22 protein-coding genes and 1 tRNA gene are annotated in these 18,430 nt (G+C 59.5%); 14 read left to right on the forward strand and 9 right to left on the reverse strand.

Going from position 1 to position 18,430, the window contains the following annotated elements; translation table 11 throughout:
* Positions 1 to 87: 87 nt before the first annotated feature.
* On the reverse strand, positions 88 to 1,305 hold the full coding sequence (locus tag ACY65G_RS14125; protein ID WP_464997986.1) for a DUF4861 family protein: 1,218 nt from the start codon (positions 1,303 to 1,305) through the stop codon (positions 88 to 90).
* 179 nt (positions 1,306 to 1,484) lie between these two features.
* Positions 1,485 to 2,555 carry a sensor histidine kinase gene (locus tag ACY65G_RS14130; protein ID WP_464997987.1) on the reverse strand — a complete coding sequence of 357 codons (1,071 nt, stop codon included), beginning with the start codon at positions 2,553 to 2,555 and terminating at the stop codon, positions 1,485 to 1,487.
* A 195-nt stretch (positions 2,556 to 2,750) separates the two neighbouring features.
* On the opposite strand from ACY65G_RS14130, the gene ACY65G_RS14135 reads away from it, so the two are divergent.
* Positions 2,751 to 3,323 carry a PEP-CTERM sorting domain-containing protein gene (locus ACY65G_RS14135; protein ID WP_464997988.1) on the forward strand — a complete coding sequence of 191 codons (573 nt, stop codon included), beginning with the start codon at positions 2,751 to 2,753 and terminating at the stop codon, positions 3,321 to 3,323.
* Positions 3,324 to 3,450: 127 nt separating this feature from the next.
* Here the strand turns inward: ACY65G_RS14135 and ACY65G_RS14140 are convergent, their stop codons facing one another.
* Positions 3,451 to 3,717 carry a hypothetical protein gene (locus tag ACY65G_RS14140; RefSeq protein WP_464997989.1) on the reverse strand — a complete coding sequence of 89 codons (267 nt, stop codon included), beginning with the start codon at positions 3,715 to 3,717 and terminating at the stop codon, positions 3,451 to 3,453.
* Positions 3,718 to 3,901: 184 nt separating this feature from the next.
* Between ACY65G_RS14140 and ACY65G_RS14145 the strand changes: the two genes are divergently transcribed.
* The gene (locus ACY65G_RS14145; RefSeq protein ID WP_464997990.1) at positions 3,902 to 4,363 is read left to right on the forward strand and encodes a DUF2867 domain-containing protein; all 462 of its coding nucleotides are present in this window, start codon (positions 3,902 to 3,904) and stop codon (positions 4,361 to 4,363) included.
* A gap of 1,193 nt (positions 4,364 to 5,556) precedes the next feature.
* Entirely contained in the window at positions 5,557 to 6,372 is an 816-nt protein-coding gene (locus ACY65G_RS14150; protein ID WP_464997991.1) for a PEP-CTERM sorting domain-containing protein, read from the forward strand.
* Between the two features lie 316 nt (positions 6,373 to 6,688).
* On the opposite strand, the gene ACY65G_RS14155 is transcribed toward ACY65G_RS14150, so the two are convergent.
* On the reverse strand, positions 6,689 to 7,444 hold the full coding sequence (locus tag ACY65G_RS14155; RefSeq protein ID WP_464997992.1) for a PEP-CTERM sorting domain-containing protein: 756 nt from the start codon (positions 7,442 to 7,444) through the stop codon (positions 6,689 to 6,691).
* Between the two features lie 140 nt (positions 7,445 to 7,584).
* Between ACY65G_RS14155 and ACY65G_RS14160 the strand changes: the two genes are divergently transcribed.
* The 11 genes from ACY65G_RS14160 (at position 7,585) to ACY65G_RS14210 (ending at position 15,164) form a co-directional block, all read left to right on the forward strand.
* Positions 7,585 to 7,755 (forward strand): hypothetical protein, encoded by a 171-nt coding sequence (locus tag ACY65G_RS14160; RefSeq protein WP_464997993.1) that lies wholly within the window; start codon positions 7,585 to 7,587, stop codon positions 7,753 to 7,755.
* A gap of 159 nt (positions 7,756 to 7,914) precedes the next feature.
* Entirely contained in the window at positions 7,915 to 8,073 is a 159-nt protein-coding gene (locus ACY65G_RS14165) for a hypothetical protein (RefSeq protein ID WP_464997994.1), read from the forward strand.
* Positions 8,070 to 8,420, forward strand: coding sequence for a hypothetical protein (locus ACY65G_RS14170; RefSeq protein ID WP_464997995.1), 351 nt, complete (start codon positions 8,070 to 8,072; stop codon positions 8,418 to 8,420). Before ACY65G_RS14165 ends, ACY65G_RS14170 begins: the two co-directional genes overlap by 4 nt.
* Before the next feature lie 4 nt (positions 8,421 to 8,424).
* Complete coding sequence (locus tag ACY65G_RS14175; protein ID WP_464997996.1) at positions 8,425 to 9,390, forward strand: SGNH/GDSL hydrolase family protein; 966 nt, start codon at positions 8,425 to 8,427, stop codon at positions 9,388 to 9,390.
* Between the two features lie 300 nt (positions 9,391 to 9,690).
* Positions 9,691 to 10,674 (forward strand): tRNA dihydrouridine(20/20a) synthase DusA, encoded by a 984-nt coding sequence (gene dusA, locus ACY65G_RS14180; RefSeq protein ID WP_464997997.1) that lies wholly within the window; start codon positions 9,691 to 9,693, stop codon positions 10,672 to 10,674.
* A gap of 432 nt (positions 10,675 to 11,106) precedes the next feature.
* Positions 11,107 to 12,864 carry a methyl-accepting chemotaxis protein gene (locus tag ACY65G_RS14185; RefSeq protein ID WP_464997998.1) on the forward strand — a complete coding sequence of 586 codons (1,758 nt, stop codon included), beginning with the start codon at positions 11,107 to 11,109 and terminating at the stop codon, positions 12,862 to 12,864.
* Positions 12,865 to 12,927: 63 nt separating this feature from the next.
* Positions 12,928 to 13,272, forward strand: coding sequence for an energy transducer TonB (locus ACY65G_RS14190; RefSeq protein WP_464997999.1), 345 nt, complete (start codon positions 12,928 to 12,930; stop codon positions 13,270 to 13,272).
* Between the two features lie 36 nt (positions 13,273 to 13,308).
* Positions 13,309 to 13,644: an energy transducer TonB gene (locus ACY65G_RS14195; RefSeq protein WP_464998000.1), complete on the forward strand. Its 336-nt coding sequence runs from the start codon at positions 13,309 to 13,311 to the stop codon at positions 13,642 to 13,644.
* A 159-nt stretch (positions 13,645 to 13,803) separates the two neighbouring features.
* Positions 13,804 to 14,373: a hypothetical protein gene (locus tag ACY65G_RS14200; RefSeq protein ID WP_464998001.1), complete on the forward strand. Its 570-nt coding sequence runs from the start codon at positions 13,804 to 13,806 to the stop codon at positions 14,371 to 14,373.
* Positions 14,374 to 14,402: 29 nt separating this feature from the next.
* Positions 14,403 to 14,576, forward strand: a complete 174-nt coding sequence (locus tag ACY65G_RS14205; protein ID WP_464998002.1) for a hypothetical protein — start codon at positions 14,403 to 14,405, stop codon at positions 14,574 to 14,576.
* A 210-nt stretch (positions 14,577 to 14,786) separates the two neighbouring features.
* Positions 14,787 to 15,164 carry a hypothetical protein gene (locus ACY65G_RS14210; RefSeq protein ID WP_464998003.1) on the forward strand — a complete coding sequence of 126 codons (378 nt, stop codon included), beginning with the start codon at positions 14,787 to 14,789 and terminating at the stop codon, positions 15,162 to 15,164.
* Positions 15,165 to 15,460: 296 nt separating this feature from the next.
* Here the strand turns inward: ACY65G_RS14210 and ACY65G_RS14215 are convergent, their stop codons facing one another.
* The 5 genes from ACY65G_RS14215 to murI all read right to left on the reverse strand — a co-directional run bounded on the left by ACY65G_RS14215 (position 15,461) and on the right by murI (position 18,362).
* Positions 15,461 to 15,907: a hypothetical protein gene (locus ACY65G_RS14215; protein ID WP_464998004.1), complete on the reverse strand. Its 447-nt coding sequence runs from the start codon at positions 15,905 to 15,907 to the stop codon at positions 15,461 to 15,463.
* Between the two features lie 149 nt (positions 15,908 to 16,056).
* Positions 16,057 to 16,392: a hypothetical protein gene (locus ACY65G_RS14220; protein ID WP_464998005.1), complete on the reverse strand. Its 336-nt coding sequence runs from the start codon at positions 16,390 to 16,392 to the stop codon at positions 16,057 to 16,059.
* 149 nt (positions 16,393 to 16,541) lie between these two features.
* Positions 16,542 to 17,210 carry a pentapeptide repeat-containing protein gene (locus tag ACY65G_RS14225; protein WP_464998006.1) on the reverse strand — a complete coding sequence of 223 codons (669 nt, stop codon included), beginning with the start codon at positions 17,208 to 17,210 and terminating at the stop codon, positions 16,542 to 16,544.
* Positions 17,211 to 17,273: 63 nt separating this feature from the next.
* Positions 17,274 to 17,349: transfer RNA gene (locus tag ACY65G_RS14230), tRNA-His, on the reverse strand.
* Positions 17,350 to 17,513: 164 nt separating this feature from the next.
* On the reverse strand, positions 17,514 to 18,362 hold the full coding sequence (gene murI, locus ACY65G_RS14235; RefSeq protein ID WP_464998007.1) for a glutamate racemase: 849 nt from the start codon (positions 18,360 to 18,362) through the stop codon (positions 17,514 to 17,516).
* Between the last annotated feature and the right edge of the window lie 68 nt (positions 18,363 to 18,430).

Genomic DNA, 18,430 nt, shown 5'->3' on the forward strand with positions numbered 1-18,430 from the left:
CGCATGATGCAGTCACACGCAGAGAAAAGCCGGTGTCCCGCAGCCAACAGCTAGCTTGAAGCAATCAGCCTGCATGCAAGCGAAAACCTACTTCACCGCCGCCACCGCCACCTTCACCGGCGACTTCGCCCGCGCAGCGGTCAGCGCCACCTGGTTCGCCCACTCGTCCTTCGTGCGGATCTCGCCGGCACGGCTCCAGGCAGCGCCCACGTAATAGGTGAGCGGCTTGCCGGAAGTGACCGGGGCGATCACGAAATCGTTGGCCTGGTCGGAGCCGCCGTCCTTCGCGGTGGGCACCACCACGGCCACGCCGAACGAATCGTTGCTCTTCTGCGTGACCCACTGGCGCAGCGAGCCGTCGGCCGGCACGCGGTCGGTGGCGATCTGCGGGTCCTGGCCCTTGTCGCTCGGCGTCTTGTTCAGGCCGACGACGGCGTTCAACTGCTGCGGACCAGTGAATGTGTACGTCGATTCGATGCGGTCGAACCAGTGGCCGGCATCCACGGTGAAGCGGCGCACTTCGGCAACCTTCGTGCCGGCCGCGTCGAATGCGTCGTACGAGAGTTCGAAGATCGCGCGCACCGGGCCGTTGGCCAGCACCTTCCACTTGGCGTAGTTGTTCGCCTTGGCGATCTTCGAGCCATCCCAGATGCCGGTGCCGCCGGCACCCAGCGTGCGGCCCACGTTGTACATGTCCATGCCTTCGCCCTGGTCCACGTGGTAGTGGTCGTGGCCCTTGTTGTACCAGCGGTCCACGATCGGGTAGGGCACGCGCTTGAACCAGATGTCGTTGCCGCTCGTGACCAGCACTTCCTTGCCGCCGCCGGCCGGTGCCGGGGCGCCCAGTGCCGGGCCATAGGTGCGGTGCGCAACCTTGTCGTTTTCCCACGCGAAGTCGTCCAGGCGTTCCTGCACGTAGCGGGCGTGCACCTTGGTGGGGAACGGCGGCGACACGGTTTCCGTTTTCTCCACGGTGAACGTGGCGCTCTTCTCGCCGGCCTTGAAGTCGTGCTGGAAGATCAGTTCACCGTAGGCGATGCCGCGGTTTTCCGGGTCCTTCGCCTGCGGCGCCACGTTCGTCACCTGGTAGGGCAGCAGCTTGCCGGCCGCGTCGCGCACGGCGATCCTCTGCAGCAGCGCGCCGGGCAGCACGCGGTTCACCTCGGACCATGGCACGGTGATCGTCTCGGACGGGCGGGCCGCGTCGAGCGAATGGGTGACGGTGATCGACAGCTTTTCGGCGTGGACGGCAGGAGCGGCGAGTGCGGCGAAGGTGGCGGTGGCAAGCAGGAATCGATTGTTCATGGAGCTCTCAATACGAAGGTTGCGGGGAATGGCAAGGATCGGTCGCCGGCCCGGCGGCGGCGCAGGCGGGCAAGGCTGCGCCATGGTGCGGGAATGGCAACCGAGTATCGGGACTGGCCCGGCAGGTGTCAACGCATGGCGCGATTCGATCAAGAAACTGAGCAGTTTGCAAACATCGCTCAGCTATTGTTGCCCAGGAACGGGCTGGCATCGACGGGAAGATCGAGCCGGAACTCGGTGCCGGCGGCATGGGAACTGTGGACGATGGCGCTGCCGCCATGGGTTTCAGCCACTTCGCGCACGAACGCGAGGCCCACGCCCCACTCGCGCACGGTGGGATGCGTTTCCGCATTGCGCGCCGAGAACAGGGTGCGCACCACGTCCGGCGGCAGTACATGGCGGTGCAGCACGGCGAGCGACGCGCGTCCGTTCGCCCGGCGGACCGCGATCGATACGGGGCCTGCGGCGTCCCGGCCTTCCGCCAGCAGGGTGCGCAATGCCTGGCGCATCGAGATGCGGCACCACGTCACCAATACGGAATCGCCTTCGACCGACGTATGCGGATGGGCCGCTTCCCGGCACGCCTCGCGCGCCAGCGCCAGCAGGTCGAACGTGGACAGCAGCAGCGGCAGGCGCTCGGCTTTCGCCACTTCCTGGCGGTCCTGCTCGTCCAGCAGGGCCTCGACCTTCGCCAGGCGAATGCGGATGCGGTTGGCCAGCTGGGCGATCTTGTCGAGGTTCCCCTGGGCCATGATGCGCTGCGTGGAAACACCGATCACGTTCAGGTGCTCGCGCAGTTCGGTCGATATCGTCATTTGCGCCACCTCCTGCTCGCGGCGCCGTACGCTGTCGAATTCATCCAGCGCTTCGCGCTCCACGGTATCGAAGCTGGCGGCCAGCGCGCTCATGTGCAGGTGCGTGAGCACCAGGTTTTCCTCTTCCGCGATCTCGGCCATGCAGCGGCGCAGTACCTGGAATTCGCGCAGCAGGTCGGCGGGGCGGTAGCTGGCCTGGCGCGCCCGGTCGGCCCCATGTGCGCGGGCCAGGCTCGTGCGGCCCAGCTCGTCGGGATCGGCGATCGACAGGGTGAGGTAATCGTAGAGCTCGGGGATCGTGTCGAAGACCACCGCCTCGGGCAGCGCGGCACTGCACGGGATTTCGTCGCCGATGCGCTGCCGCCAGCGCAGCAGCACGCGATCGCGATGCCGGCGCATCTCGCGGGTGATCTGTTCGCGCGCGATCGACGGCATGCAGGCGGTCTCCAGAATGATAGTTTGTAAAAGCTATCATGATTCCTGATATGACAGCGCCAATTGGTAACAGCATCAGGATAGTTGCTGCTTGCTAGTGTTGCGCTGTCCTGACACGCCCGAAATCCAGGAATTATTTGTTTTACAATCATTTTCTCAATAATGTTATTGAGACGGGGTTAACTCTTGGAGAGCATGGAAATGAAGAATGTCTTGAAAGCCGTCATCATGGCGGGATGCTGCCTGGTCACGCAGGCCGCGTTGGCGGATGAATGGGAAGTCAAATGGCAGGGATTCAGCATCATCAATCCCGGCGAGCATTACTTTAATCCTGACCTGATTTATACGGCAAAGTTCAGTGGTGTCGACGCCAACAGCGACAGCGTTATCAGCCTTGATGAGCTCACTTCGTTAGTGGTCGCGGGCGATAACGTCATGAGCTGCCCGTGGGAAGGTGACTCCTGCGGTGTTTCGGCATTTTCCTATAGCGTGTCTGGTGGCGTACAGTTTTCCGCGTATTTCTCGTCGAGCTATGTAGACGAATGGTCGAATAGTATCGATACGGACAGCTACGGTTACGTTACGGGAGAATCCTTCTCATGGGATCACTACGGCCAGGGAAGCGTCAACGAATGGTGGGTGCATCAATTCACCCCGCAGACGATCGAGACGGTGACGCTGGTCAGCTCCGTACCAGAACCGGCGACCTATGCCATGCTTGGCGCCGGCCTGCTGTTGCTGGGTTCCCGCGCCGCACGGCGCAAGTAATGTAATCGAACTGCCCGGAGGCGTTGCTGTCCGCAAGATACATGCAAGAAAACCTGCATCGACAGCATGGGACTGCAACGCACCCACATACCCCTCGGTCTTGCGCAACCGCACACTCGGTTCAACCTTATCCGTTGGCAGCGCTGATGGGCTTTTGACCCTGGTTTTTCGTGATTAACGATGCGGGTCTTTCCAGCGCCGAGTAGGGCCAAAGCCGCTTTCGGGCGCCGGATGACAGCACGCGATCGATGACCGCCTGCGAAAGGTTTTCAGCCCGCAGCACGGCAACCGCCGCTTCCATGCCATGCGCCTGCTGGATCGATATGGCCGCTTGCACCATCGCGGCTTGTATGTAATTCACCCTGCGACACGTCACCAGGTCGTTGTCTTGCATGGCGTCTCCTCCTGAGTTGCTGATGATAAGTCGATCAGGCGTGATGTACAGGACAAGATGAAAAGGTTTGATACGTATCAAACTATGCGCTTATGACGCTTGTTCTGCAACAGTGGAGATGCCGCTAAACTCATGTTCCATGACGACTTCCATCACGAAAACGACGGTACCTGCTGCTAGCATATTGCACGCCGCTAGCGCGAGCGCGAGTTTCCATGACGCCTATCACCTGGACCTGCCTGGCGACGAGCGCACGGCGCTCGAACTCTACCTGGCCACGGTGGCGCGCACGCCGCGCTGGGTCGAACGCCTGATGACCTTACGCAATCGCATCGTGTCCCGGCTGGGCTTGAAAGACCTCGGTCAACTGGGCGACTTCGACCGCGACAAACCTGCCGCCAGTTACCGTGTTGGCGACCGTGTGGGGATTTTTTCGCTGGTTCACCTGGCGGACGACGAGGTGATCCTCGGCGATTCGGACCGGCACCTGGATGTGCGGGTTTCGATCTGCCGCATCGGCGACGGCGTGGTGGTGTCGACCGTGGTGCACGTGCACCGGTTGCTCGGGCACGTGTATATGGTGTTCGTGGCGCCGGTGCATCGCCGGATCGTTCCGGCGACGCTGCGGCAGGTGGTGCCGGCCTGAGCGGCCAGCTGCCTGTTTAATGTGCGGTCCCGTTTGAATCCTCCGCCGCGATGAACACCACCGTTACCGGCCCGCCGACGAAGCCTCCGTCGAATCGGGCTCCGAATCGAATCCATACCGCGGTCGGCGCCTGTCCGTCGCCCCCATGATGGACTGACGGACAATCCACGCACGAATACATGGATTGCACCTGGCGCGACCGCAAGAAGTGTTAATTGCGATGGAATAGTTGACCTAACCACGGTTCCATAGCAAAGGCGAATGCACTTCCGATCTCAAGATACATGTCTGGCATTCTTCCGTAACTTGAAGAGCACATAGCCGAGGCCAAAAGAAACGATGCCAAGACCTAGCGCCATGAAAAATTTCTCAGTTGATGACGATCTCGCTATCACCGAGGAAAGTGCAGGGCCAGAGTTGACTAGCAACCATCGTAGCCCACTAACTAAGCCGTATCCGATTGCAAGGATTGCTGCGGTTGTAAGAAGAACGAAAATGCCACTTCCGCCGGCACCACAACCCAGGACATGGTGAAGGCGCTTGAGTGCGCACGCACGGCGAAAAGGAATTGGCTGAGGCTATTCGCAAGAAGGACGTGAACCGAGAGGCGGACTGTCGCCAGGCGCTGCTGGGCGACTTGACTGCACTGGAGAGTGGTGTCGCGCAGGTGGCGCGCCTGTTGCGCGTCTGGACTGCCGAGGTCACGAAGCGGGGCCGCGCGTGCCGATGGGTGCCTGAGAACCGCTTGGGATGCGGCAGCGGCGATAGAGCTCTACCGCACAGTGGCCGAGCGTTCGCTGGCTCACTGACTCAGCGGCGCCTCTTCGGCCGACTTGGCGATGTCCGCCCGATTCGTCCGCGAGCATGTGCTCAACATGGTGAGCGAGCTGCAGAGCATAGCGGATGGCCACTCGGCCCGGGCCGTATCGAAGCTCCGCGCGGCAGCGCGCCACCGATAACCGGGACTTGCGACAGCGCCCGACCATGGATGCCGTCGCTCGTCTATGTAGTCCGCTCACTTGGTAGATAACCCTGAGCATACAAAAGCCCGCACCGAAAGGTCAGCGGGCTTTTTATTCTTTATTATACTTGCTTGACTGATAAGAGTGCCATATAGTTGAAGAGGTGGTCAATCTGTCATCAATTAAAGAGCCACCCGGTCGCAGCCGTTCTGCGATAAACGGGGAGGAGTAATGAATTTTTTATTGAAATCAACATTCGCTGCGGCGGTAGCCTTTTCGATAGCTGCACCGGCGATGGCAGATGTTTCTGGTCGGGTTGGGTTCACTGACGTCACATACAGCGTACAAGATCTGACGCCAGACGACGGCCAAGAAGCTGGTTTCGTGATTAGTCAAAGAACTAATAGCTATAGTGCAAGCTATGTAATCACTCAGTATGGAGCTAACACACTAGCAGGAAATGTAATTGCGCAACCAGTATTCTCAGTTCCAATTGACAGGTCGCTTGAACAGCGTGGGGCTTCGATCGGAGTTCAAAGTAATGGAACACTTGGGAGTCTAACATCTTCCTTTAACGGTGATTTTGAGGCTAGCGACAACGATACAGAGTATAGCCTTGCAGCGAGCGGCGAACAGAACGCGAGAGTTCTCTTGCGAGCAAACAGTGCATTTACGATAAGTGGTCGAGGCCTCAGCTTGCTATATAAGCCAACAATCTCTGATTTCGAACTGTCGGGCGCCTCTTCGCAGCTATTTGCGAGTTTGGATTATGTTTCAGTGGATCATATTGGGCAGTATTTCCAACAGAACTCAGTGCTTAGAATAGATCAAAGTTTTATTGATAATAGCCAGGATTTCTCATTATCCGCAATTAATAACAATGATTTTGATATCGAACTTGCATTGAAATTTGACTTCTTAACTTCGTACGGAGGACGCGAACCTGTTACGGAGGTGCCCGAGCCTAGTGCTTGGCTGATGTTATCCGTCGGCGCGATCGCGCTTGCTGGTGCCGCGCGCAGAAGAGCCAGGTCGTCACAAGCTTAATCTTGCAGTTGCTTTCCAAGAAGCCCGCGCTTGAACACCGCGGGCTTCTTTTCGTTTGGCGGTGGATTCCTCCCCGTTGATGTCGCTGAACGCACCCTTGCAGCAATAGGCCCGCGCCGAAAGGTCAGCGGGCCTGCGTGGTGAAAGCGCAAGCTGATGCGCGTTAGTCCTTGACCCGTCCATGTGCGCACATGAAGGAAGGTGTGGCCTGAAAAGGCACAGACGGAAAGCTGGAGATCAGCGCCGGCCGCTACCAATATTCGAAGCCCTGCGATCAGCGATGACGCAGGGCTTTTTCGTTGTGCCGCACGAAACGTCAGGCCTTACGGGTAGCGCGACGGCGCGTTAAGGCCAGCAAACCAAGACCGGCCACCAGCATGGCATAAGTGGCCGGTTCAGGAACTGCCAAGGTTGGAGCTATGTTGATTTCAACAGAGGCGATCATTTGATAATTCAGGTTGACTGCCTCATCGGTATCGTTGACAAAGGTGTACGATCTGGTCATGTCCCAATTTCCATGACCGATTTTAAAATCATAGGGTGGAATATTGCTAGCATAATTTCCATCAGGGTAAAACAGGGCGGCAGAAAAAAGGGACCACCCAGTTGACTCGGTAGAGGGGGCGACGCTAACGTTAAGAGTAGACACGGCTGTGAAGCTGATACTTGTATATGGCATTACTATTACTGGCACCGTAACAACTGCGCCAGCTCGCCCCCCTCCGTCGCCTTTTAAAGACACTTTTATACTCAAGTCCTGTGGGCTATTTATTTGCCAGGATGCCGTTCCATAACCCATATCAATGTTTTTGGTTTTCTCGCCTGCGCTGAAAGATTCAAATTCCTCAATCCCAGGGCCACTGTAGTACTTCCCAAGCCTAACGTGATAAAAAATTGTGCTGCGCGACAAATCCACAGACATTGGTAAATATTCGTCAGAGGTATTTAAGTCAGCCAAGGAAATTGTAGGTATTTTGGCAGAGATATATCCGGTAGTCTCAGCGCAAACTATCGGGCTGATCACTGCCAAAGTTAAACTAGTCATCAAAAATCGAAGAGAAATATTTCTCAAAATTAATATCCTATAATTGTGGTTGGGAAAAATAACGTAACAGTGTACAACTTTACAACCATTCAAAATCTCACAAATTGTCACATTTTCCTTGAGACTTGGTAATTTCTTGGACTTTGACTCTTAATTACAATCCCATTTTGAGCATGCGTAACGCGAAGGAATCGGCCCGCAAGTACATGGAGCGCCACACTTGGTCGCGCGACCCGCCGCCCACGCCTGACGAGATTCGCTGTCAGCTTGGCTGGGACCTGATCCCCCAAGCGCGCCGGCCAGACCGCCGCGGCAACCTGAACGACATCGATACCTGAGGAAGCAATGCGCCTAACCGCATACCCAGGCCACCCGGACTACAAGCCGGAGTGGCTGCGCTGCTGCGTCCCCCTTGACGGTCAGCCAATGAGAGACGTCACTCATGCTGATGAAGAGCGCGGCCAGATCGCTGTGTATGCGCGAGACCGGCAGGCAACTTGATTGCGGACGGCGACCAGCTGGTGACGAAGATATTGACCGGCCGCGTTGAGCTGCGCCGGGATTGGAAGCACGTGGAAGCGATCGGCTTCGACAACTGGATGCGCAACCGCATTGAAACCGCCCACCAAGAATCCATGAAAAGGACATCGGCATGACCATTCGACTGCTCGCCAAGCACGGCAAATACAACGCAAACACCAACGTCACGCTGGATGCCGCGACCGAGGCTGGGCTGCTCGCCGCCAAGCTGGCCACCTCGGACCTTACCGGCGGGGTGGCGTACATCGAGCCGGTGGTGCCGAATCAGCGATACCCCGTATTGGTCGAAATCGATCCAACTGGACGTTCGGTCGGTGTGGTGGGCGGCCCCAATGCGCAAGCTCTGTCATTGGGCGGCGGCGTTGCACCTCGGGGCACGATGGCTGTCGCTGCGCTGGTGACTCGATCACCGCGCAGAACGCCACGGGTGCCACCGAAGATCTGCGTTCCAACGGCTACATGACCGGTTGTCGATCCTGACCGGTGGCCGCGTGTTTTTCGACGGTAGTTTGAATTTCAGTATTGGTGGCCAGACGACCGCCCACATCCTGGCCCGCACCCCCGACGAAATCCCGAAGATGCTGACATTGAACGCTCGCATGTGCGTGGTGCATGGCGGCACGAACGACCTGTCGAATGCTGTGACGGCTGAGCAGGTGGCGGGCAACATCGCCGCCATCTGCGATTTACTGCTGGCGGCCGGCGTCACGCCGATCGTGATTCCCATCCTGCCGCGCTGGTACGGGTCGGGCACCAACGTGGCTATCACGGACACGGACCAGAAGCGCCTGCAACGTCAGGCCACGGTCGTGCGTCAGATGGCGCACAGCAAGGCGGGTGTCCTGATGGCAGATCCGACGCTTGAAATGACGGATCACAGGGATGATCTGGGCTATCGGCTGGACAAAGGCATCACGGTGCCCGGTGGCGCACGTACTGCGCTGCTCGGCGACGGCCTGTATGCAGCCCTGCGTGGCGGCTTCATCTTGGGGCGTTCGCTCGTTCCTGTGGTCGAACCGCTGCTGCTGGCTGTAGCGGCGCTGCAGTGGAGCCGCGCCGGCTTGTTCGATGCAGCTCTGAACCCCTCAAGCAACCTGATCAACAACGGCTTTTTGGCAGGGGCGGCGGGCACGCTCGGCACGAATACGACCGGTCAGGTTGCGATGGATGGACCGCAACGCGCTGGCAGACGGGTACGTTGGCCGTCACCGCCAGCAAGGGCACTCGCACGATCGGCAAGAACACCTACCCAACGCAGGTGCTCGACATCGCAGGCGCTACCGCCGGTAGCCCGCCGGGCATTGACGTGTTCAGTCAGTCGATCGGACGTCAGGCCAGACAGCGGCACGTTGTCCAAGGAAGATCGCAGCGGTTTCAGAACCGCAGCCTTGTTCTTGCCAAACGGCCGGATCGCTCCTATCTCCACAGTGTAACGGTCGATGAGAGTGCCGATTGTAATAGAATTGAGGCTTCGATTATCCCGATACTCGCTAGCGTCCATTTCCGACTCGATCTTCCAGGCCCACTCCGAAGCCATGCCTTTCGTAGGAAACGACTTGCTTACCGACTTGTGGCCGGTACGTCGTACTTGGGCAACCACGCTGTCCCGCGCTTCTGTCTTGACGCCATGCTGATGTAAATTTGATGTAGTGAGCCCGCAAAATACCAAAAAAACGGGCAAATTACATCAAAAATGGCTGCCCTGAAAACCCGCTAAAAATCGCAAAATAGTAATGAAATCAGAAACTTACAAGGGTAGGCGCATATCTGTAGCCCCCATGATGGACTGGACCGACCGCCACTGCCGCGTCTTCCACCGCCACATCACGAAGCACACCTGGCTCTACACGGAAATGGTCACTACGGGCGCGCTCGTCTATGGCGACGTGGAACGCCACCTGCGCTTCAACGAGGAAGAGCACCCGGTGGCGCTGCAACTGGGCGGCAGCGATCCGAAAGACCTGGCAACGTCGGCCAGGCTGGGTGAAAAGTGGGGATATGACGAGATCAACCTCAATTGCGGCTGCCCGTCGGAGCGCGTGCAGAAAGGGGCGTTCGGCGCCTGCCTGATGGCCGAGCCGGAGCTGGTGCGCGACTGCGTGAAGGCGATGCGCGATGCGGTGTCGATCGACGTGACCGTCAAGCACCGCATCGGCATCAACGAAACGGAAAGCTATGATTTCGTGCGCGACTTCGTCGGCACGGTGGCCGATGCGGGCTGCACCACGTTCGTCGTGCATGCGCGCAACGCGATCCTGAAAGGCCTGTCGCCGAAGGAAAACCGCGAGATCCCGCCGCTGAAGTATGACTATGCGTACCGCCTGAAGAAGGATTTCCCGCAGTTCGAGATCCTGATCAACGGCGGCATCAAGACGGAGGCAGAGATCGATGAGCACCTGAAGCACGTGGATGGCGTGATGCTGGGCCGCGAGGCGTATCACAACCCTTACCTGATGGCCACGTTCGACAGCAAGTATTACGGTGACGACGCGCCGGTGAAGAACCGCGAGGAAGTGCTGCGCGCGATGATGCCGTACATTGCCGCCCAGTTGGCGAAGGAGGGCGGCCGCGGGCTGAAGCTGAACACGATCACGCGCCACATGCTGGGCCTGATGCAGGGTTTGCCGGGTGCAAAACAGTTCCGGCAAACGCTGTCCGATTCGAAGCGGCTCGCCGCTGGCGATCCGGCATTGCTGCTGGAAGCGTTCCGGCGTTGAACGAACGCTATCGCTCGCCCCGCACCAAAACGGCCGAGTGTGGCGTTTTCGGTGCAGTTATCGCTGCAAACGCACTGTTTTAGTTCATAAATAGAAGAAACTGGCCGGTTCTCCGGCCATTTTTTTCGATCTGTCGTAATTTCCCCATAGAAATCCCTCATTACGCATTTCTGCGTAGGAATTCGCTTGCCCCTAAGCAATTCGCAGAACTATACTTTCCGTATGGACACACGTTACTGATTCTTCAGTACGTGTGATTGAACGGAAACCAGGGCAGTTCCGCGTTCTCGTTCCTCCTGTTTTGCATGCGCAGTCATGAACCCGGGTCGGAGGTCCCTGGTTCAGGCAACAGGCTGGCATCGCAAAGGTTTTGCTGGGCAGGATCGCTTTACAACACCGCTTAAAAATAACCACTAACAATTTAGAGCCGAAATGAACTTAAGCAAAATGAAGGTGGGCAGCCGTCTGGCGCTCGGTTTCGCACTGGTACTGGCTTTCCTGATTGCCGTCACGGCGGTGGGCATTTTCCGCCTGGCCCAGATCCAGGATCGCCTCGACCATGTTGTCAGCGTCAACAACGTCGTTACCCGGCTCGTGATCGACATGCGCAACAACGTGGCCGACCGCATCGGTTCGCTGCGCGTGCTGACCTTGATGTCCGACCCGGCCGACATGGAACCGGAATTCGCCCGCATCAAGGAACAGAACGCGAAATACCAGGCCGACCTGCAGAAGCTGGAAGCCAAATTCGCAGCCGAAGCATCGCCGGAAGAAAAGAAACTGCTGGCGGCCATCAAGGAACATGAAGCCGCGGCCATGCCCGCCATCGAACGCGCTTCGCAGTTCTGGCTCGCAAACGATGCCATGAGCGCCACCCGCGTGCTGATCAAGGAAATCCGTCCCGCGCAAAAGAAATGGATGGAAGCGCTGGACCAGCTGGGCGCGCTGGAAGACAAGGTCAACAAGCAGTCGGCCATCGATGCCAAGGAAGGCTTTGCAAGCGCCCGCAATTTCATGATCGGCATGGGCGTGCTCGCCGTGTTCCTGTCCGTGGCTGCCGCGATCGCCATTACCCGCGGCCTGCTGAAGCAGCTGGGCGGCGAGCCGGATTACACGGCGTCGATCGCCGGCAGCATCGCCAAGGGCGACCTGTCTGTTTCGATCGACACGTCGACCGCCGCAAAGGACAGCCTGCTGTCGGAAATGAAGGACATGCGCGACAGCCTGGTGGACATCGTCAGCCAGGTGCGTGTGGGCACCGAAACGATCGGCACCGCCTCGCGTGAAATCGCCGCCGGCAATATCGACCTGTCGTCCCGCACCGAAATGCAGGCATCGTCGCTGGAAAAGACCGCTTCCGCGATGGAAGAGCTGACTTCCACCGTGAAGCAGAACGCCGATAACGCCCGTGAAGCCAACCAGTTGGCCGCCAGCGCATCGGACGTGGCCCGCAAGGGTGGCGCCGTGGTGTCGCAGGTGGTGGACACGATGAGCTCGATCAACGCATCGGCCAACAAGATCGTCGACATCATCGGCGTGATCGATGGCATCGCCTTCCAGACCAACATCCTGGCGCTGAACGCCGCCGTCGAGGCGGCCCGTGCCGGCGAGCAGGGCCGCGGCTTCGCGGTCGTGGCTTCCGAAGTGCGCAACCTGGCGCAGCGTTCGGCCGGCGCGGCTAAGGAAATCAAGGCGCTGATCGGCGACTCCGTGGAGAAGGTGGAGCGCGGTTCGAAGCTGGTGGGCCAGGCCGGCGTGACGATGGACGAAGTGGTGGCCTCCGTGCGCCGCGTTACCGACATCATGGGCGAGATCGCCAACGCCAGCCAGGAACAGAGCGCCGGCATCGAACAGGTGAACCAGTCGATCATCGAGATGGACAGCATGACCCAGCAGAACGCCGCGCTGGTGGAAGAAGCGGCCGCCGCCGCGCAAAGCCTGCAGGACCAGGCTGGCGAACTGGCCCGCGTGGTATCGATCTTCAAGCTGGAAGCGGGCGAAGAACGCGCCGTGATCGAAGCCGTGGCCATCGCCGCGAAGACCGTGCCGACGACCGCCAGCGTAAAACCGGTGGCGAAGGCTGCCCCGGCCCGCAAGGCCATCGCAGCACCGGCAGCGCCAGCCGCACCGTCCAAGCCGAAGAAAGCCGTGGTTGCCACGGCCGGCGCGGACGAGTGGGAAGAATTCTAAGCAGTACTAGAACAAGTAACGTCGCAAACAACATTCACCAATAATCTTTCTGGAAATAAGAACATGAACAAGCACCTGATCTCCGCCTTTATCGCCACCTTCGCCGCCACCATCGTTGCAGGCACCGCGTTTGCCGCCGAAGTGCCGGCCTCCGTCGATGCCCGCAAGTGCAAGGCCGAATACCCGAAAGCCTCGCTGCTGAACGAAGAGCAGGGCGCCGTGTCGATGGCCTTCCTGGTATCGCCGGGCGGCGATGTGGTGGAGTCGAAGATCGAAAAATCCAGCGGCTTCAAGAACCTGGACAAGGCTGCCCTGAAGGCGCTGACCGCATGCAAGTTCACGCCGGGCAAGAAAGACGGCGCCGCGGCGCAAACCTGGGCCAAGGTCGATTACGTCTGGGCGCTGTAATCACAACACATAGCTGATAACGAAAAGGGGAATCAGATGAACAAGCGTTTCATGGGTAGCCTGGCCGCTGTGCTCTTCGCTGGTGTCGCGTCCGCCGCGGAAGTGCCGGCTTCTTTCGACAGCAAGAACTGCAAGGCCGATTATCCGAAGGCTTCGCTGATGAACGAGGAGCAGGGCACGGTGTCGATGGCCTTCCTCGTGTCGTCCGGTGGCGATGTGAAGGATTCGAAGGTGGAGAAGTCGAGCGGCTTCAAGAACCTGGACAAGGCCGCGATCAAGTCGCTGTCCGCCTGCAAGTTCAAGCCGGGCTCGAAGGACGGTTCGCCGGCCGAGACCTGGACCAAGGTCGACTACGCCTGGAAGCTGGACTGATTTCCACGATTTTCAACGCCGTATTTCAACGCTTTCTGCTGTACTTTGCTTTACCTCCTTAAGCCGGCGCATGCCGGCTTTTTTTTCGGCGGGCGTGCATGCCTGTTTGCTTTTGCGCACATCTGTTAATCTGCCGGTATCCTTCGACCGTTGATCGACATGAAAACACCGCTTTGCCTGTCCCTGATGTGTTTCACGCTGCTGTCCGGCTGCTCCATGATGCGTAACCAGAACGATCCGGTGCGCGCGGGCCAGACCGTATCGGTCATTAATGCCATTACGTGGACGAACCCGCTGTCCGGCAAGCGCGACGGTGTGCGCACCACCTGGCCATTGGCGCAGCTGGCCGGCCACGAGGAAATCTTCCCGCTGGCGCAAATCAAGAGTTGCAGGGAAGGGGCCACGCCCTGCGCCTGGGGCGTGCTGAGCACGTCGCGCAATATCACGCGCTACGACTACGTGTCGGGCGGCGTGGCGCTGGACCTGGCCGTGGTGGTGGATGTGCACCGGCGCCAGCAGGACCGGCGCCGCAACTTCCATACGTCGATGGCGATCCCCACGGATGTGCCGGCGCTGCAATACCGCAAGGTGGTGCAGCAGGGCGTGGCGCTGCCCTACGGGAAAGTGCACCGGCTCGAGTTCGAGCACGGTGTCAAATTCGAAATCTGCGCCCAGCGGCTCGATAAAAACGGCCGTGCGCTCGATGATTGCGACATACCGTATATTTGATTTGCCTTATCAACCGATGGAGGAAACTGATGGCGCAATCGAAATCTACAGGTAGTCAGAACAAGCAGTCCGCCACCCAGGCCGAAGCAGAATCCACGCCTTCGAACAAGAAGGCGAAGCAGGGCAAGGAAGCGGCAAGCCACACCAAGGCCGGCAGCAAGGAAGGCGCCGGCGGCGGGAAGAAGCAGGCACGCAGTCACTGAGTCAAAAAGTTACTGATGCAGGGCCGCGCGGTGCGCGCCGCGCGACTGTTCAACGGCTCGATGTGCTGGCAATCACGGCATATTCGTCGACAAATTCGTCGCATGATTCAGCGCGATGTTGCGGTGATGTTTGGCGCTGTAACGGTATGTAAATCCGCGGCGCGCACGCCGGAAATTCCCTATAGTTCTCTATTGGGAAGGAGATTTACGATGAAAAACTTGTTGATTCTGCCCCTCGTGGCAGCCGCGCTGGCCGGTTGTGCCGTGCCGGGACCCTACTATGCGGCGCAGCCTGTCGATCCCTACCAGTGGCGCACCGTTTCGGTAACGCCGGTGGCACCGGGCACCGCGGCCCGTGCCGGTTCGACCGTCACCTATACCACCGAGCCGCTGCCCGTAGGGCCCACGGTGACCTATGTGCCGCAACCTGTGTATGTGGCGCCACCCGTCTATTCGCCGGCACCGGCCTACGGGCCGGGATACTGGTATCCGCCCGTTTCGATCGGGCTGGACTTCGTATGGAGCCACCGTTCGGGCGGCTGGGGGCGTGGCCATCACGGCCGCGGCTGGGGTCGCGGCCGGCGTTGATGCTGCTGTGGTTAATGCAGCAGGAAGAACGTGGCGTTGTGGAGCATGTCGGTGGAGCACAGCAGATAGGTGGATGCGCCGACCAGGCCGAGCAGGATGGTGCTGAAAGTAAGTGGAATGTGCCGTGCCATGATGTGCTCCTTTTGACTTAAGGTCATCTTAAGGGGGCGGGGCTCCGGCGTCATCGGTAAAAGGTTGGGCGAGTTGTAGGAGGAAGGCTCGTGAAAATGCGCAGGCAGTCCGGCCTGCGCATTTTTTGTTTCTGCTGCCGAGTTCGGCCGCACGGACGGCGGCTTTTAGCGTCGGCCGAACGTGATGATGTTTGACTCGGGCGCGGTGTCGAGGGCGTTGGAGATCGTCAGCCACTCGGTGACGCTTTCCGGCTGCTTCAGGTGCAGGCCGCTGCCGTCGATGTAACCCACCAGTTCCAGCGTGCTGGCGTTCATTTTCCCTTTCGAAACTGTTGGCGCTACCATCACCAGACGGTCGTAGGCCTTGCGTACCTTGTTTTCCCACTTGTGCAGGCTGGCTTCATCGAAGCGGTTGGCTTCGAAATACACGGTCAGCGTGCCATCCGGATTGCCGAAGCCGACGATACCGGCGCCCTTGCGGATTGGCCCGCCATCCAAGTCCAGGCAGTCGCTGGGAACGAACACACCCGCGCGACCATCGATGCCCGGGCGCTCGGTGGGGGTGTCCTTGCTATAAGTGGAGAATTCTTTCAGGGCGGGGCTGGCGGACATGTCGTGCCTATTAGTATAAGGGAATACCTATATTGTAGCGGCAAATAAATTCCTTAGTGCAACTTAAGGAAGTATATTTTCTCTATCGTCCCAGTGTGCAACGCTTTGTCCCGACGCCCCGGTCGTAGTTGTCGCTTCGCTACGGGTTCTCAGGACTTTGATACCGCCGCGCTGACTTCCACAGACCAGGAGAAGTCATAGGTGTCATATTGTATTTCCGCGGCATAACCCTGCGCGGTCATTCTCCCGGCCAACTCGACTGCTTCCTGCTCGCTCACACAGAAGATTTCACGGGGCGCAGCCTGTGCCTGACTGGCGTGCACCGATACGGCTGCGTGCGCGGACTGACCAGCCGCCAGGACCGGTTTGCCGGCCAGCCCTTCCCATACGCACTGCCATGCTTTCCCGATGCGCGTGCCGAGAGCCCTTTCATACGCTACTAATTCCATGAAGAACGGCAGAGTGCTGCTTTTTCGCGTAATCATTTTGATATCTCCGGAAGCGGAAGGGATAGACAACTATCTTTAATATTGCTTCAGGAAATGATTATTGATATTGCGCAATAAATCCAGTGTTTGTTCGAGACTGCTACGGAATTTCGTTTGTCGTGTATGAAATACCCCACGGTACGTGCTCAACCTATACGCAAGCCCATTTCCGCCAGCACTTCGGCCGCTTGCCGCGTAGAGATGAGCGCGCCCTGGAACAGCTTGACGTCCGCCAGCTTCAGCCCGCCCAGGTCCGCCTCGCGCAAGTCCGCGTTGTCGAAGCGCGCGCCTTTCAGGTTCGCGTTGCGCAGGCTGCCGCCATGGAAGACCGCGTCACGGAAATCGCAGCCGGCCAGGTCGGCATCGGCGAAATCGAGCTGTTCCAGCGTCGCCTTGCGGAACGACATGCGGCGCAGGTCGGCACCGACCAGCAGGCAATCCTCGAATGCCAGGGCCAAATGCGCCGCTTCCTCGAAATTCGCCCCCGTCAGCTTGCACCCCTTCAATAGCGCCGACGCCAGCCGCGCCCGGCGCCAGCTACTGTTGTTCAGGTCGCAGCCGTGGAACCGCGCATCGGTCAGGTCCGCCGACTCGAAGTCCGCCTGGCGGCCACGGCAGCGTTGCCACGTGGAGTGCATCAGCCTGGCGGCATAGAACGACGTTTCAGCCACGCTGCAATTCACGAAGCTGGCGCCGCGCAGGTCGAGCCGCGACAGGTCGGCGCCATCCAGATCGCATTGTTCGAATCGCTGGGTGCCTTGGGCGAGGGCGCTTTCCACGTCCGCGCGGGTGAGGGTTTGTTCGGTGATCTGCATCGGTGCTCCGGAAAACAAAAAAGGCCACATGCCGGAGCAGGTGACCTTTTTCATTGAATTCGGTGGGGTGGCTGATGGGGCTCGAACCCACGACAACAGGAATCACAATCCTGGACTCTACCAACTGAGCTACAGCCACCACTGAACTACGTTTTCTGTTTCGCCAGTAGCGCAACAGAGGCCGCATTATACAAGGCCGATTGGCATCTGGCAAACCCCTATTTTTGCAAAATTTCCTCAAAACAGGGGTCAGACCCCTGTTTTGCGGAAATTTCTTGGAAACAGGGGTCTGACCCCTGTTTTTCAGGCAACGACGACGGCATCGACCTGCGGCGTGAGCGAGAGAAGGGCGCGGAAGGCTTCGGCGAGGATGGCGGGGTTGGCGGTGGTGTAGCCACGCAGGTGGGCGACACCGGCGGGGCGCAGCAGGCCGGCGCCTTCGAGCAGGCGGGCGAGCTGGCGGGCGACGGCGTCGCCGGTGTCGATCAACGCGACCGGCGCATCGGGATCGTGGCTGGTGTGCTGTGCCACCACGTTGCGGATCGCCTGTTCGACGAACGGATAATGGGTGCACCCCAGCACCAGCGTGTCGGCGCCGCGATCGAGCAGCGGCACCACATATTGTTCCAGCAGCGCCATCGTGCCCGCCGAACCCAGTTGGCCCAGTTCGATCTGGTCGACGAGGCCGATGCAGGGCTGCAGCAGGAACTCGGCCTGCGTGGCGGCGGTGACCTGGTCGCGCAGGGTGAGGAATTTTTCGCTGTGCAGCGTGCGGTCCGTGGCCAGCACGCCGACCTTGCCGGACCTGGTGGCCGCGGCGCCCGGCTTCAGGCCCGGTTCCACGCCCACGATCGGCACGCCCGGCCACTGCGTGCGAATGGCCTTGATGGCGGCAACGGTGGCGGTATTGCAGGCCACCACCAGCGCCTTGACGCCTTGCCCGAACAGGAATGCGGCCACCGCGAGCGAGCGCTCGATGACCCATCCCTCTTCGCGGTCACCATAAGGCGCGTAACCGGAATCGGCGAAATAGATCAGGTGCTCATGCGGCAGCTGCGCGTGCACGTGGCGCAGTACCGAGAGACCGCCCACGCCGGAATCGAAGATGCCGATCGGGGATTCGGCATTGACGGGGAGGGTGGGGTGGGTCATCGCGGGCTCCTGGAATCAGGGAAGGGCGTTGGGAAGGATGATGCAGAGGAGGTGTTCGAGCTGCTGGG

The organism is Pseudoduganella sp. jia 12 (assembly GCF_055502675.1).